13 protein-coding genes and 2 tRNA genes are annotated in these 14801 nt (G+C 36.5%); 3 read left to right on the forward strand and 12 right to left on the reverse strand.

The genetic code is table 11. The annotated features are described in order from the left end of the window. Positions 1–7 precede the first annotated feature (7 nt). From CKV78_RS02600 to CKV78_RS02610, 3 genes are read right to left on the reverse strand one after another with little or no spacing between them, the layout of a single operon-like run. Entirely contained in the window at positions 8–895 is an 888-nt protein-coding gene (locus CKV78_RS02600) for an ABC transporter permease subunit (protein ID WP_005761906.1), read from the reverse strand. Next, a complete protein-coding gene (locus CKV78_RS02605; RefSeq protein WP_005761908.1) occupies positions 885–1850 on the reverse strand; it encodes an ABC transporter permease in 966 nt (321 codons plus the stop codon). The genes CKV78_RS02600 and CKV78_RS02605 overlap by 11 nt, the downstream gene beginning before the upstream one ends. After that, a complete protein-coding gene (locus tag CKV78_RS02610) occupies positions 1850–3538 on the reverse strand; it encodes an ABC transporter substrate-binding protein (protein WP_005761909.1) in 1689 nt (562 codons plus the stop codon). Before CKV78_RS02610 ends, CKV78_RS02605 begins: the two co-directional genes overlap by 1 nt. Positions 3539–3703: 165 nt before the next feature. Between CKV78_RS02610 and CKV78_RS02615 the strand changes: the two genes are divergently transcribed. The 3 genes from CKV78_RS02615 to CKV78_RS02625 all read left to right on the forward strand — a co-directional run bounded on the left by CKV78_RS02615 (position 3704) and on the right by CKV78_RS02625 (position 7253). Further along, a complete protein-coding gene (locus tag CKV78_RS02615; protein WP_005761910.1) occupies positions 3704–5110 on the forward strand; it encodes a YcjX family GTP-binding protein in 1407 nt (468 codons plus the stop codon). Between the two features lie 14 nt (positions 5111–5124). After that, positions 5125–6213 carry a TIGR01620 family protein gene (locus CKV78_RS02620; protein ID WP_032855245.1) on the forward strand — a complete coding sequence of 363 codons (1089 nt, stop codon included), beginning with the start codon at positions 5125–5127 and terminating at the stop codon, positions 6211–6213. An 86-nt stretch (positions 6214–6299) separates the two neighbouring features. Further along, positions 6300–7253 (forward strand): sigma 54-interacting transcriptional regulator, encoded by a 954-nt coding sequence (locus CKV78_RS02625; RefSeq protein ID WP_005761914.1) that lies wholly within the window; start codon positions 6300–6302, stop codon positions 7251–7253. 53 nt (positions 7254–7306) lie between these two features. On the opposite strand, the gene hflX is transcribed toward CKV78_RS02625, so the two are convergent. The 9 genes from hflX to orn form a co-directional block, all read right to left on the reverse strand. Further along, positions 7307–8656, reverse strand: coding sequence for a ribosome rescue GTPase HflX (hflX, locus tag CKV78_RS02630; protein WP_005761916.1), 1350 nt, complete (start codon positions 8654–8656; stop codon positions 7307–7309). A gap of 14 nt (positions 8657–8670) precedes the next feature. After that, positions 8671–8958 carry an RNA chaperone Hfq gene (hfq, locus tag CKV78_RS02635; protein WP_005761917.1) on the reverse strand — a complete coding sequence of 96 codons (288 nt, stop codon included), beginning with the start codon at positions 8956–8958 and terminating at the stop codon, positions 8671–8673. Positions 8959–9083: 125 nt separating this feature from the next. After that, a complete protein-coding gene (miaA, locus tag CKV78_RS02640) occupies positions 9084–10031 on the reverse strand; it encodes a tRNA (adenosine(37)-N6)-dimethylallyltransferase MiaA (RefSeq protein WP_005761918.1) in 948 nt (315 codons plus the stop codon). Positions 10032–10040: 9 nt separating this feature from the next. Next, positions 10041–11963, reverse strand: a complete 1923-nt coding sequence (gene mutL, locus CKV78_RS02645) for a DNA mismatch repair endonuclease MutL (protein WP_005761919.1) — start codon at positions 11961–11963, stop codon at positions 10041–10043. A 6-nt stretch (positions 11964–11969) separates the two neighbouring features. Next, positions 11970–13241, reverse strand: coding sequence for an N-acetylmuramoyl-L-alanine amidase (locus tag CKV78_RS02650; RefSeq protein ID WP_005761920.1), 1272 nt, complete (start codon positions 13239–13241; stop codon positions 11970–11972). A 4-nt stretch (positions 13242–13245) separates the two neighbouring features. Beyond that, positions 13246–13752: a tRNA (adenosine(37)-N6)-threonylcarbamoyltransferase complex ATPase subunit type 1 TsaE gene (tsaE, locus tag CKV78_RS02655; protein WP_005761921.1), complete on the reverse strand. Its 507-nt coding sequence runs from the start codon at positions 13750–13752 to the stop codon at positions 13246–13248. A gap of 153 nt (positions 13753–13905) precedes the next feature. Further along, positions 13906–13981, reverse strand: a tRNA-Gly gene (locus CKV78_RS02660). 30 nt (positions 13982–14011) lie between these two features. Continuing rightward, positions 14012–14087 (reverse strand) — tRNA-Gly (locus tag CKV78_RS02665). Positions 14088–14207: 120 nt separating this feature from the next. Continuing rightward, positions 14208–14762: an oligoribonuclease gene (gene orn / locus CKV78_RS02670; RefSeq protein ID WP_005761922.1), complete on the reverse strand. Its 555-nt coding sequence runs from the start codon at positions 14760–14762 to the stop codon at positions 14208–14210. Positions 14763–14801: the final 39 nt, after the last annotated feature.

Consider the following 14801-nt stretch of genomic DNA (forward strand, 5'->3'; position numbering starts at 1 on the left):
GTTTCACCTATTCATAATGTTTTTCAATGGCTTTGCATAGCCCTTTGCTAGAAATCAACACAACAAGAATAGTGATAATGATAGCAATGCCAGGCAAAATAACAGTCCAAGGTGCTAGATAAATGAGTTCTAACGAATCTTTGATCATTGCTCCCCATTCTGGTGTAGGACGTTGAGCACCAAGAGATATAAAACTCAATGAACTAATGTCTAAAATCGCAATAGCAAATGCTCTAGCGATTTCTTGAATGTAGCGTACAGAAATATTTGGGAATATAGTTTCTTTCAACAACATCCAATTTGATATACTATCTAGCTTCAACATCAACACGTATTCTTTTTTTAGTTCTTGTTGTGTAATTTTATATATTTCGTGGATGAAATAAGGCACTAATGCCAGAGTTGTAGCTAAAATAGCATTGATCAAGCTTGGTTGCATGAGTGTGGCGATGATGATCGCAATTAATAAACTCGGTATTGATAAGAAAGTATCCAAGAAATGGCTTAAAATTTTGGATTTTACACTGCGAGAAACTCCTGCCCAAAGCCCTAATACACTACCGATGACAACTGTAAAAAAAAGAACTACAAGAGATGCACCAATAGTGTAACTTGAGCCAATAATAATTCGGCTAAATACATCACGTCCAATATCATCTGTACCAAAGAAAAAAGAAATTTGCCCTTCATTGGTCCAAGATGGGGGGATTAATTCTTTACTAATAAATTGCATATCGCTTGGGTAGGGAGCAATCCATTGACTAAAAAGTGCGGTCAAAATAAATGCAATAAATAAATAGAAACTAAATAATGCAATTTTATCTTGAGCGAAATAATGCCAAATTTGTTTTAGCCCTTCTGTTTCACGAAAGTCTTCTGGTTCTCTATCTTGCATACCAACCCTTCTTATTAAACGGATCTAAAATAAATGACAAACTCTCGGATAGTACATTGACGATAATGATACAAAGCCCAATAACAACTACACCAATCGAAATACTATTATAATCTTGATAGGTCACTGCTTCGATAAGCCAGCGCCCAATACCCGGCCAGCCTAAGGTGCTTTCAACTAACATACATTGTGTTAAGACTAGAGTAAATAATTGAGTAGTTTGCGGCACTAATAATGGCAATGTATTACGTAATACATAATGATGTAAAATCTGGATTTGTGATTTTCCCCGAGTGCTTGCTGTTTTCACATAATTTTGTGAGAAAACATATTCTGCGCGTTGCTGAATAATACGTGTAATTTCCATCGTTGGTAGAATAGTAAGTACTAGAGTAGGTAAGACTAAATGTTGTAAAACATTTTGTATTACTTTAGTTCGGTAATGTTCTTCAATAAACCAAACATCGATAATGGCAAAGCCTGTAATAGGTTTAATTTCATAAAGTAAATTATGTTGCCCAATTGCTGAAATTTCCCATCCTTCAATTGCTGAAAAATATAATAGTAGTGGTGCAATCCAAAACACGGGGATCGATAATCCTAATGCAGATACTCCACGAATACTTATCCCGATGGCGTTATCTCGATTAATAGCACCAAATAAACCGAGTGGAATACCGAAAAGAACTGCAAGTAAGATCGCTGTAAAACAGAGTTCTAATGTTGGAGGGAGAACAGTCAGAATAATGTCGTTTAGTGGATCACCACCATTATAAGTAATACCAAAGTCACCCTGTAAAAGGTTATAAATATATTGTACATAACCGTGGTAAATGGTTGGTGTTGTGAGCACTCCATTAAGTGGATCTTGAACAAGAATACTGTAACTCACACTAGACAAAATAAGTAATGTAAGCACTAAAGTTCCTAAGTATCGTAGGAAAGCAAATAACATTATTTACCTCCTTTTTTCAATGAAAGTGTATCAAAAGAGATACTGCCAAAAGGGTTCATATCAACGCCTTGAACTTTAGTATTCACAAGCAACATCCGTTTAGCGTTAGCAATAGGGATAATTGGCAATTGGTCTAAAATAAGCTCTTGTGCCAAATGATACTCCCGTGCTCTTAAGCGTAAAAAATCAGTGCCTAATGCGCTATTCATGAGATGGTCAAAAGTTGGTTCACACCAATTTGATAAGTTAGTAATTTCATTGACTGAACCACAACTTAAAATTGGGCGCATAAAGCTATCTGGATCTAAATTACCAGCGAGCCATCCAGCAAGAATAATATCGTAATATTCAGTTTGGTTAGATAATTGTTGGATTAAATATGTGCGTGTAACAGAATTTATTTTTACTTCAACTCCAACTTTAGCTAAATCATCTTTGATTAATGCTGCCATTTTTAATGGGGAAGGGTTATAAACTTGTTCTTCATTTATCACCCACATATTTAGGATAAGTTTTTTATCTCGTAAAACTGTTTTTGCTTGTTCAGGATTATAGTCATAAGCAAATTCAGGCGTATTAACGAGAGATGCCCATGAAATATTAGGAATGATGTTGTTTGCAACAGTTGCTGTATTATGATAGATAGTTCGTACAATGCGTTTTCGATCAATCGCTTGTGAGATTGCTCGACGAATATTGACATCTTGCATAACAGGTTTTTGGAAGTTAAAGGCAAGATAGGATAAGTTCATCCCTTCTGTTGATTTCATATAGAAACGTTCATTATTTTCTTGCAACAAACCAAGTTGACTTACATCGGGGTGTGAAGTGATTTGGCATTCGTTATTGAGAAATTTCACTAAACGTCCAGTACGATCTGTTGACAGATCAATAATAATATTTTTTACGTTAGGCGATGTTTTCCAATATTTTTCATTTTGTTCTAAACGGACATATTGGTTACGGAAATAGTTTTTAACTTTATAAGGTCCAGTACCAACAGGTAAAAGGTCTAGCTGAACCAGATTATCATCCGCATTGAGCTGTAATGCATATTCTTGAGAGAAAATAATAGCATATTGACTAGCTAAATGAGACAGAATTGATGAATCTGGCTCAAATAATGTGATTTCAACCAAATAAGGATTTAGCGCTTTAACGGATTTGATTTTTTTGTTTAGCTTGATGCTCTCAAAATAAGGAAAGCGAACTTTTTTCGCTTCTTCATGGAAAATTTTATATTGTGGGTTGTCATAATTAATAACGTGCGTATCTAAGTTTGGTAAGTAGGCGTTATAACCTAAAACACGGTTCAATGAAAACACCACATCATCAGCATTGAAATTGCGTGAAGGAGTAAACCAAGCAGTATGGTGAAATTGGATACCTTTGCGTAATTGGATAGTGATCACTTTACCATCTGCTGAAATATTATAAGATTTTGCTAAAACGGGGGTAACTGAAGCACTATTATTTTTGATTTCAAATAATTTATTATAGATCTGCTCTGTGATGACATTCATACTAGTGCCAGCATCTGCAGTTTGTGGATTAAAGGAAAAACCTGTTGCGTGTGTACAATAAATCAAGCCATTCTGAGTCAGCTCATTTGGGATTTTGGGGGCGGCTGTTACAGAATGTGTGAGTAAAAACAAAAAACTAACAAGGATAATTTTTCTAATCAGCATAAATAGGGTATTTGTGATAAATTAACTGAAGATTGTAAAATATATTGTTTAGATAAGCTATCCTTTTTGGTGTTTAGCCACTGTAATTGGGTAAGGATTAAGAAAAAACTCAGTTTTTTATGGTATCTTGAATAATAGTACATTTCACTGGATGAAAAATATCATATGTTGAATTATCTAAAAAAAGAAGTAAATGAAATAATTAATCGAGGCTTAGACCGCACGTTGCGTATTGCCGTTACAGGTTTAAGTCGTAGTGGCAAAACCGCATTTATTACTAGTTTGATTAACCAATTATTACACATCAATCGTGTAGATAATGCGCACTTGCCTCTATTTGAAGCTGCGCGCAGTCAATCTATTATTGCCGTAAAGCGGATACATCAGCTTAATCTTAGCATTCCACGCTTTGACTATGAAAATAATCTGAAAGCGTTAGCTCAGCAACCCCCAACTTGGCCACAATCAACTCGGGGTGTAAGTGAAACTCGTCTTGCGATTCGTTATCAACATCAAGATAGTTTAATGAGTTATTTGAAAGAAACGGGTACCTTATATCTGGATATTTTTGATTACCCAGGTGAATGGTTGCTTGATTTACCATTGTTGGATCTCAACTTTCAAGAATGGTCGCAAGAGTTATTTCGTCTCAATTATGGTCAACGTGCGAGTTTATCTTCTGGTTGGATAGAAAAAGTAAAAAATTTGGATCTTAGTGCCGTTGCAGATGAAGATATTTTAGCGCAGCTATCTCAAGACTACACTAATTACCTCTTGGAATGTAAACAAAAAGGATTGCATTTTATTCAACCAGGGCGATTTGTATTGCCCGGGGATTTAGAAGGTGCGCCAGCATTACAATTTTTTCCATTGATACATTTAACAGAAGAAGAGTGGAGTGCTCTGAAAAATAGGAAACAATCAAATAGTTATTTTTCACTATTAAATCAACGTTATGAATATTACCGTCAAAATGTTGTGAAAAGTTTCTATAAAGATTATTTTTCTACCTTTGATCGCCAAGTGATTTTAGCAGATTGTTTAACGCCACTTAATCATAGCCAGCAAGCATTTTTAGATATGCAAGAAGGGCTACAGCAATTGTTCAAAAACTTCCATTATGGAAAGCGAAATTTATTACACCGCTTGTTCTCGCCACAAATTGATAAACTGATGTTTATCGCCACAAAAGCAGATCATATTACTAGTGATCAATTACCTAATTTAATAAGTTTAATGCGTCAATTAGTACAAGAAGGTGGCCGTTATGTGGAATATGAAGGCATTGAAACTGAATATACAGCGATTGCAGCGATTCGTGCAACACAACAAGTTATTGTGAATCAAAATGGACAAAGCTTTAGAGCTTTACAAGGTGTACGTTCAAGTGATAAACAAAAAGTGATTATTTATCCAGGTACTGTACCAAATCGATTACCACCAGCGGAGTTCTGGCAAAAGCAGCATTTTGATTTTGATCAATTTGAGCCACAACCGTTAACTAGTGGGGAAAGCATTTCTCATCTCAGAATGGATGCGGTATTGCAATTTTTATTAGGCGATAAGTTTTAGCGGAGGCAATGGAAATGAATGATAAACGTGTTTTTTCACAAGAGAACGAAGAAAAAGAGCTTGTTGATTTTCAGTCTAAACGTGAGTTTTTTGAGCCAAATCTTGAAATTGAGATTGAACAAATTGAACCTCAATTAGTGGAAGGGGAATTATTAGAAGAAAAATTTGAGCTATCAATGATGCCTAAGTCCCGTTGGTGGAAAACTGGATTTATTTTGACCGCACTTTTATTTATGATCGCCACAATTGCACAATCTATACAATGGTTAATTAATGCTTGGCAACAAAATCAATGGATCTATTTTGCCTTTTCATTAGTGGTATGTTTTGCAGTGCTATTGGGGGTGTCAGCTATTGCTAAAGAGTGGTTTCATTTAGCAAAATTAAAACGTCGAACTAAATTACAACAAAAAGGGGAACAACTTTTATTGGAAAGTGCGGTCAGTTTTGATAATAGTTTGTCAACTGAAAAGTCAGAGCAAGCCAAACTCTTGTGCTTAGAAATAGCTAATATGTTGCAATTACCTGATTCAGATCCAAAACTTGCTCAATGGAAAAAACAAATTGGCGAAGGTTATTCAGCCAAAGAGGTTACTCAACTCTTTAGTCACATCGTCTTGAATCCCATTGATAAACAAGTCAAAAAATTGATTACTAAAAGCGCGGTGGAATCTGCAATGATTGTGGCTGTTAGCCCATTAGCAATTGTTGATATGTTTTTATTATCTTGGCGAAACATTCGTTTAGTTAATCGTATCGCACAAATTTATGGTATTGAATTAGGTTATTGGAGCCGTATTCGTTTATTAAAAATGGTCTTGCTTAACCTAGCTTTTGCAGGTGCCACTGAAGTAGTACAAGATGTAGGATTGGATTGGCTATCACAAGATATTACAGCAAAATTATCTAGCCGTGCAGCTCAAGGTATTGGTGTTGGGCTATTAACAGCAAGATTAGGAATTAAAGCAATGGTTTTTTGCCGTCCATTAGCCTTTACACAAAAAGAAAAACCACGTTTACAGCACATTCAACAAGAATTATTAAGTACAGTAAAAGAAACTATTTTTCGTACAAATAAGACAAAAGAAAAGCAAACAGTGTAAATGTAAATTAAACTTTCCACACTTTATTCATTCTTTACAAGTTTAATGGTATTATAACTACAAGAATGGTGACTTGAGGAAAGTTTATGTCCTTAAACGAAAATAATAGTGAATATTTTGCACACATTGTGGCAAAAAGTCCAAAAATGAAAAGCGTGATAGAACAAGCGCTGAAATTTGCAGTTAGTGATGCACCATTATTAATCCAAGGTGAAACTGGAACTGGTAAAGATCTGATTGCTAAAGCTTGCCATCTCAAAAGTCCACGCAGCTCAAACAAGTTTATCGCTGTTAATTGCGCAGGATTACCGTATCAAGATGCGGAAAGTGAAATGTTTGGTCGCGGTGGTTCGGAAAATGAATCTCTTGGCTTTTTTGAATATGCTAATGGCGGCACGGTATTGTTAGATAGTGTTGCTGAGTTATCTTTAGAATTGCAAGCTAAATTATTGCGCTTTCTCAATGATGGTACGTTCCGTCGTGTGGGGGAGGAGCAGGAACATTATGCAGATGTTCGTGTGATCTGTACCTCTCAAGTGCCGTTACAGCATTATGTTGACGAAGGCAAAATGCGTAGCGATTTATTTCATCGCCTAAATGTATTAACATTGAATATACCTCCTTTACGTGAACGTAAAGAAGATTTACCTGATTTAGTTCAAATTTTTGTTAAGCAAATTAGCAAAGAATTAGGGATCTCTGAACCGCACTTTGATGCACAATTCCTTCAATATTTGCAGAACCATTTGTGGAAGGGGAATGTTCGAGAGCTTTATAATGCCTTGTATCGTGCTTGCTCATTAGCCGAAAATCATCAGCTTACGATTGCTGGATTAAATTTAAATACACACGAAAATATGCCTGTGACATTAGAGCAATTTGGCGATGAAACGCTCGAAGAAATTATGCAAAAATTTGAGTCCGCAGTGTTACGAAAATTTTATGAGCAGTACCCTAGCACAAGAAAATTGGCGACTCGTTTAGGCGTATCTCACACGGCTATTGCAAATAAATTACGCCAATACGGTATCAGTAAATAAAGTATAGTCAATAAAAAGAAAGGCAACTTTATAGAGTTGCCTTTTTTGAGTAATTAGTTTATTGATGCCAGTTCTGGAAATTGTTTAACCAATTTTAACCATTCCACTTTATCAATTTGAATTTCTAATAAAAACTCACCTTGTTCGTTGATATCTTCTTTACGAATGCAATCTAGTTGATACAAATAGTGACGAAGTTTGCCTGCATAAGTGGCTAATGTGAGCGATAAGCTAAGAATTTCATTTTTTAAACGTTGGCGAATTGCATCAAACAAAAGATCAATCCCTTTGCCAGAAGATGCCGAAATATAGACGGCATTTGGTTTATTTTCTTCATCATATTCAATGTGGGGTTCAACACCTTCTAATTGATCGATTTTGTTATAAACAAGTAATATTGGAATCTCATTTGCTTTGATTTCAACTAATACTTCATCAACGGCAGCGATATTTTCTAATTTACGAGGTTCAGCACAGTCAATGACATGTAGCAGCAAAGAAGCTTCGGTGGTTTCTTGTAATGTTGATTTGAATGCAGAAACTAAGTCATGGGGTAAATGACGGATAAAACCAACAGTATCAGCTAAAATAGTAGTACCTACATCTTGTAATTGCAAACGTCGTAGCGTTGGATCAAGGGTTGCAAAAAGTTGATCTGCCGCATAAACATTTGCTTGTGTGATTGCATTGAATAACGTGGATTTCCCTGCATTGGTATAGCCAACTAGTGAAATTGTTGGAATATCGGCTTTTTGGCGTGTTTGGCGGTTTTGGTTACGTTGTTTTTCAACTTTTGCTAAACGAGCTTGTAACTGTGCTATACGCACTTTAATTAAGCGACGGTCTGTTTCTAATTGGGTTTCGCCAGGACCACGTAAGCCCACCGCACCTTTTTGTTGATCTAATCCTGTTTTACGTCGGACTAAACGCGTTGATAAATGTTTTAATTGTGCTAACTCAACTTGCAATTTACCTTCATGAGAACGAGCACGTTGAGCAAAAATATCTAGAATTACTCCTGTTCTATCAACAACTCGACATTGACAAAGGCTTTCTAAGTTCCTCGTTTGTGCAGGAGTTAAACTATGATTTACTAGTATTACATTGGCATTGTGCAGTTTAACTGTATCAGCAATTTCATCTGCTTTACCTTGTCCAACAAAATATTTTGCTTGTGGTGTGGCGCGTGAAGTAGTGATGATAGAGACAATTTCAACTTGAGCAGATTCGGCGAGCAATTCAAATTCTGCTAAATCATCCTTATTTCGATTCTGTGACAGAAAACAATGAACAATAATGGCCTTATCAGCAGATGTTGAATCAGGGGAAGATGAAGTTTCAGATAAAAGTGCGGTGGATTCTTCATCAAAATCCACCGCACTTGGAATTGTGTTATTTAACATTCATTCAACTTCAATTATTCAGATTGTTCTTTCACATCAGTTTGCTGATCTTGCGCTTGCTGGCTGTGGTGTTGATTTGAATTGTTATTATGGTGAGATACAGAACGCGCTGGCACAACTGTTGAAATTGCGTGTTTATATACCATTTGGTTTACTGTGTTTTTCAGTAAAATTACGAATTGATCGAAAGACTCAATTTGACCTTGTAATTTAATACCGTTCACTAAATAAATTGATACAGGAATGCGTTCACGACGTAATGCGTTTAAATAAGGATCTTGTAAAGATTGTCCTTTTGCCATTTTTTGTTCCTTCCTCTAAGAAATAAAAACGAATATAAATAAATTCAATACAGAAGTCTGTATTTCCTCCAATCGACAATATAACAATAAATTAATTTAATGTCATTAGCCAAGTCAAATTATTTTTAAGGTTGTGAATTTTCTCGTTCTTTTACAGCAGAAAGAACTTTTTGTTTTGCCTTTTCAGGAGCTAAGCTGTCTAACCATTCAATAGGATATTTCCAACCTCGTAGCCAAGTAATTTGACGCTTTGCAAGCTGTCTTGTTGCACAAATTCCTCGAAAAATCATTTCTTCGTAATCATAATCCCCACGTAAATATTCCCACATTTGACGATAACCTACACAGCGGATAGAAGGCAAATCTGGGTGAAGATCAGGGCGTTGATATAGCTTTTCAACTTCTTGTTGAAAACCTAGTTCGATCATTTTATGGAAGCGCAAAGCAATACGGTCATGTAAGACGTAGCGATCTTTTGGAGTGATTGCAAATTGAATAATCTCATAAGGTAAGCTTTCGCCTTTTTGTTCAGTGAGCTCAGTTAATGATTTGCCGGTTAAATAAAAAACCTCTAATGCACGATTAATACGTTGTGAATCATTTTGATTGATTCGCTGTGCTGAAATGGGATCAATCATTGCTAACTCTTGGTGTAATGTAGCCCAGCCAAGTTTTGCCGCTTTTTCTTCAATTTCTGACCTCACTTTTTCGTTGGCAGAAGGTAAAGGAGAAAGTCCTTCAATTAAGGCTTTGTAATACAGCATTGTACCTCCCACTAACAGAGGGATTTTTCCTTGCGCAGTAATATCTTGCATTTCACGTAGTGCATCAGTACGAAAGTTAGCAGCAGAGTAGCTTTCAGCAGGATCGCAAATATCAATTAAACGATGTGGTGCCAATGCTAATTCTTCTGCACTTGGCTTTGCTGTACCAATATCCATTCCTTTGTAAATTAAAGCAGAATCGACACTAATCACTTCCACGGGAAGTTCTTGGTATAGTTGAATTGCTAAATCTGTTTTCCCAGAGGCAGTTGGCCCCATTAAAAAAATAGCTAATGGTTTTTTTGACATAGAATTCTCTTATATTTGAGCTAAATAATGTTGCCAATCAATAGGTATTAATAGCGATTGCAAATGTTCTGTTTGTTTTGAGCTTAATCGTTGTTCGGTTGATGTAAGTAATGTTACAGCATCAGCAAAGACATTGATTTCAGGTAACTGAAGAGACTGACAAAGAGCGGTCAAAAAATGAGAAAATTCTTCACTTGGTGTTGCAAGAAGTGAAAGCACACATTGTTGTAAGTTTTGCTGGCGTAAGCAGCTTGGTACTTTATTGAGTGTCAGGCGTTTTTGTTGTGGATTTTCGACAAATTCAAATCCTACTTGAGTGAAGAAATCCTGTTGCTGTTGCCAATGTGCGAATTCTTTGTCATTTAATCGAAAAATGACAGGGATTAATAAAGGTTGTTGCAACACGGGTGGTTCTTGCAAGGTCAGTTTGATATTTAGATGTTGCAGTTTTTGAACGGGTAATAAATAGAAGTGTTGCTGTTGTTGCAATAATAATGCTCTGTTCTCAACCAACGCCAATGTACGTAAGAAAGCATTTTGATTGAATAAAATTGGTGATGTTTGTGCAGTTACATTGCTGACACTTATATTCACAACAGTAGTTTGGTTAGTGGAAATTAAATTAGATTTTTCTTCTTCTGTTTTTGCATATAATGAGGTTGCGTGAGTATAAACTGGCTTTTCAGTTTTTTCTGTATTCAATAACTCATCATATGCCTGGAGTTCTTGCTTTGTTGGTTGCAGGTGTTGCCATTGCTGAGCAAAGTGCGGTCGATTTTCTGTAAATTTTGACGATATATTATTTTTGTAACTGTGATTACTTGAGGTTGCAAAAACATTTTGCCCCGCAGCTGCACGATTAGGTTTAATTGAACTGGCCACCTGCCAACTTGGAGCTGGTTCTTGAATTGTGTCGTGGAAAGTCAGGTTAGCCTGTTCAGAAGCTAAAGCATTGCTGATTCCCTGACAAATAAAATCGTGTATTAAACGTTGTTGGTGGAAACGCACTTCGTGTTTGGTCGGATGTACATTCACATCCACATCATTTGGATTTAAATCCAAGAACAATACGAAGGCAGGGTATTGATCGTTATGCAAATGTTCTGAGTAGGCTTGGCGAATAGCGTGATTAATCACTTTATCACGCACCATTCGACCATTAATATAGCAATAATTTAAGTCATTTTGTGTGCGAGAAAAGTGTGGTAATGCTACCCAACCTGATAAATGCAAATCGTCGTGCCTCCACTCAATTTGTAGTGCATTTTGTACGAAATCCTCACCACAAATAGCGGATATGCGTTTTAATTTTTGTGTATCATTGACCGCACTTTTATAGTGGCGGATAGTTTTGCCATTGTGTGTTAAGATAAATTGAATATGACTTTTAGCGAGCGCAATGCGGCGAATGACTTCATCAATATGTGCAAATTCTGTTTTATCGGTGCGTAAAAATTTACGTCGAGCGGGTGTATTAAAAAACAGATTAGCTACTTCAACCGTAGTGCCAACAGGGTGTGAGGCAGGCACAATTGTGGTGTCCATATCACGTCCTTGGGCATAGACTTGCCAAGCCTCGTTTTGGTCAGTAGTACGAGAGGTGAGTGTTAAACGGGATACCGAGCTAATACTTGCCAGAGCTTCACCACGAAAACCTAAGCTCAAAATACAATCTAGATCATCTAAACAACTGATCTTGCTGGTAGCGTGGCGTGCTAATGCTAAGCTTAATTCCGTTTTGGGAATACCCACACCATTATCACGAATTCGAATTAGACCACTTCCACCTTGCTCAATATCAATTTGAATACGTGTAGCACCCGCATCAAGGCTATTTTCAACTAATTCCTTGACCACAGACGCAGGGCGCTCAACCACCTCGCCAGCGGCAATTTGGTTTGCAAGTTGTGGTGGCAAAACTCGAATTGGCATAGATTGTTATTCTCTTAATTTAATATTCTGTCCAGTGAGGACTTTTCCATTTTTTAACTTTGGATTTAATGCTAATAATTTTGCTGGTGGAATTTGGTAATCTCTCGCAATCGAATAGAGTGTTTGCCCTGCTTTTACTCGATGATATTTTGGAATATCCGTTTTCTGCTCATTTACTTTATCGTTATGCTTATTATTAGTTTTGTTCTCTTTTGTTTTATTCGCTTGTGTTTTGGTTGGTTGTTCTGTTTTTGTTGTATTTTTTTCAGTTTTATTTGCTGCCTTTTCGGTTTTCACTTCACCAGGTATTTTTAAGGTTTCTCCAATCCAAAGTTCCCGACGTTTTAATTTGTTCAAACTTTGAATATCATTTGCTTTCACATTATATTTTTTTGCAACACCATTCAGTGTTTCGCCCGATTTTACTTTATGACGAACGCCACTGTCTTGAATCGTTGATTTATCTTGATGTGTAATCTCTCTTTCTTTTGATGTATTTTTAATAGGTTGTGGTACATTTTTACGTCGATATTCCACTAAACTCTCATAAATCATATATGCCACTTTTTTGCGATAAGCGATCGTGCTGAGTTTTTTCTCTTCTTCTGGATTTGAGAGGAAGCCTGTTTCTACTAGAATGGAAGGAATATCAGGTGAACGTAATACACCTAAACTGGCGTGTTGTGGTGTGCTGCGGTTAAGCGTTGTGATTTTTGCGAAATGTTTTAACACAATTGAGCCTAATTCATAACCCACGCGTTGGCTGTGTCCGAATTGTAGATCTAATACAGTTTGGTCTAAATATTTATCATTATGCGTGGATAATACCGTACCCGCACCACCTAATAATTCAGAACGTTTTTCATGATCTTCTAGCCATTGCCCCATTTCACTGTTAGCACGACGATTTGATAAAACCCAAACAGATGCACCACGTAAATTGGCAGACAAGTTAGAGTCTGCGTGAATAGATACTAAAAAGTTGGCTTTTTGTTTCCGAGCAATTTCTGAACGTTTAGGAACAGAAATAAAGTAATCACTTTTACGTGTTAACACACCCTTAAAGTTAGGATCTTTGTCTAATAGTAGTTTTAATTCTCTTGCGATGGAAAGAGTGACATTTTTTTCATACATTTTGAGGTTGCGACTGATTGCGCCAGGGTCTGTGCCACCATGACCGGGATCAATAGCAATCGTCCAAACTGTATTTGCATAAGCAAAATTGACAAAGCAAAGTAAAAATGCAAAACAAAGAGAAATAAAATTAAGCTTTTTCATCGTGTTACAAAGTATTTTGAAGTTTGTGTTGCTGTAATGTTTTGATTATCTGCTCACCTTGTATGCTTTGTGCAATAAGTGAGATATTACGTGCATTGTCTGCATAGGCAATATTGATAATAATATCAGGTTCTGCAAGCAACCCTTTACCTTTTTCAGACCACTCGATCAAGCATAGACAATTTTGATTGAAATAGTCGCGAATTCCCATAAATTCGAGTTCTTCAGGATCGCTTAAACGGTATAAGTCAAAGTGATAAACAGTTTTTTGTGGTAAGTGATATTCTTCAACCAAAGTATAAGTTGGGCTTTTCACATTACCTTGATGACCTAAAGCTTGAATAATTCCGCGACTTAATGTGGTTTTTCCTGCGCCTAAATCACCATTGAGATAAAAAGTAATTGCATTAGAAGAAGGAAGTTTACAGATTGCATTTACTAAATCTGCACCAAAAGCACACATTGCGGTTTCATCGGGAATATATTGTGTATAGTGAGATAAGTCAGTCATTCGTTTACCAATTTTATACTTAAAGAGAACAGTTAAAATAGTTGGAAATTGTACCGCACTTTTATGGGATTACATAGTAGATAGCACAAGTTTATTCATTGAATAATGCAACAAATTGATAATTATTCAGTGATATAAATACAAAAGAAAATTTGGAGCGGGAAACGAGGCTCGAACTCGCGACCCCAACCTTGGCAAGGTTGTGCTCTACCAACTGAGCTATTCCCGCATTGAAGGTGGTATTGAGATGATGTGTGATTGGAGCGGGAAACGAGGCTCGAACTCGCGACCCCAACCTTGGCAAGGTTGTGCTCTACCAACTGAGCTATTCCCGCATTCACATAATCAGCACTGTTTAACAGCGATAGGGCGGTATTATACGAAAAAATTTATTGTGTGCAAGCCCAAAATGCGAAAAAAAGTGAGCTTGCCGATATATTCAACAGTTTGGGTATTTATTGATCTTTTAAGTTGATAAAATACTCACGGTAGTAGGCAAGCTCTGCTATAGACTCACGAATGTCATCTAATGCAAGATGTGTATTTTTCTTTTGAAACCCTTTGAGTACCTCAGGCTTCCAACGGCTGGCTAGTTCTTTTAAGGTACTCACATCTAAGTGACGATAGTGAAAATAATCTGCCAATTCGGGCATATATTTGAATAAAAAGCGTTTATCTTGCGACACACTGTTACCACAGATTGGTGATACACCTTTTGGTACCCATTTTTTTAAGAAGTCGATGGTTTGCAATTCTGCAGCACGTTCTGTTAATTTGCTGTTTTTCACTCGCTCAACTAAACCATTTTCAGTATGGGTTTTAGTACACCACTCACTCATTTTACGCAATAATTCATCAGATTGATGCACTGCAAGCACAGGGCCTTCCGCTAAAATATTTAAATTTTTGTCCGTCACAATTGTGGCGATTTCAATAATGCGTTCTTTTTCAGGATCTAAGCCTGTCATTTCAAGGTCGATCCAAATGAGATTTTGTCTATCTAATTGCATAATGTTATCCTATGTAAATCATTTTTCGACATTTTAGCG

Source organism: Pasteurella dagmatis, from assembly GCF_900186835.1.
GTDB lineage: Bacteria > Pseudomonadota > Gammaproteobacteria > Enterobacterales > Pasteurellaceae > Pasteurella > Pasteurella dagmatis.

Coding starts and splice junctions, on each gene's coding strand:
- hfq (WP_005761917.1), bottom strand. CDS start 8,958: ATGGCAAAAGGACAATCTTTACAAGATCCTTATTTAAACGCATTACGT.
- CKV78_RS02650 (WP_005761920.1), bottom strand. CDS start 13,241: ATGAAAAAGCTTAATTTTATTTCTCTTTGTTTTGCATTTTTACTTTGC.
- CKV78_RS02605 (WP_005761908.1), bottom strand. CDS start 1,850: ATGTTATTTGCTTTCCTACGATACTTAGGAACTTTAGTGCTTACATTA.
- CKV78_RS02615 (WP_005761910.1), top strand. CDS start 3,704: ATGTTGAATTATCTAAAAAAAGAAGTAAATGAAATAATTAATCGAGGC.
- CKV78_RS02610 (WP_005761909.1), bottom strand. CDS start 3,538: ATGCTGATTAGAAAAATTATCCTTGTTAGTTTTTTGTTTTTACTCACA.
- hflX (WP_005761916.1), bottom strand. CDS start 8,656: ATGTTAAATAACACAATTCCAAGTGCGGTGGATTTTGATGAAGAATCC.
- mutL (WP_005761919.1), bottom strand. CDS start 11,963: ATGCCAATTCGAGTTTTGCCACCACAACTTGCAAACCAAATTGCCGCT.
- CKV78_RS02620 (WP_032855245.1), top strand. CDS start 5,125: ATGAATGATAAACGTGTTTTTTCACAAGAGAACGAAGAAAAAGAGCTT.
- tsaE (WP_005761921.1), bottom strand. CDS start 13,752: ATGACTGACTTATCTCACTATACACAATATATTCCCGATGAAACCGCA.
- CKV78_RS02625 (WP_005761914.1), top strand. CDS start 6,300: ATGTCCTTAAACGAAAATAATAGTGAATATTTTGCACACATTGTGGCA.
- CKV78_RS02600 (WP_005761906.1), bottom strand. CDS start 895: ATGCAAGATAGAGAACCAGAAGACTTTCGTGAAACAGAAGGGCTAAAA.
- orn (WP_005761922.1), bottom strand. CDS start 14,762: ATGCAATTAGATAGACAAAATCTCATTTGGATCGACCTTGAAATGACA.
- miaA (WP_005761918.1), bottom strand. CDS start 10,031: ATGTCAAAAAAACCATTAGCTATTTTTTTAATGGGGCCAACTGCCTCT.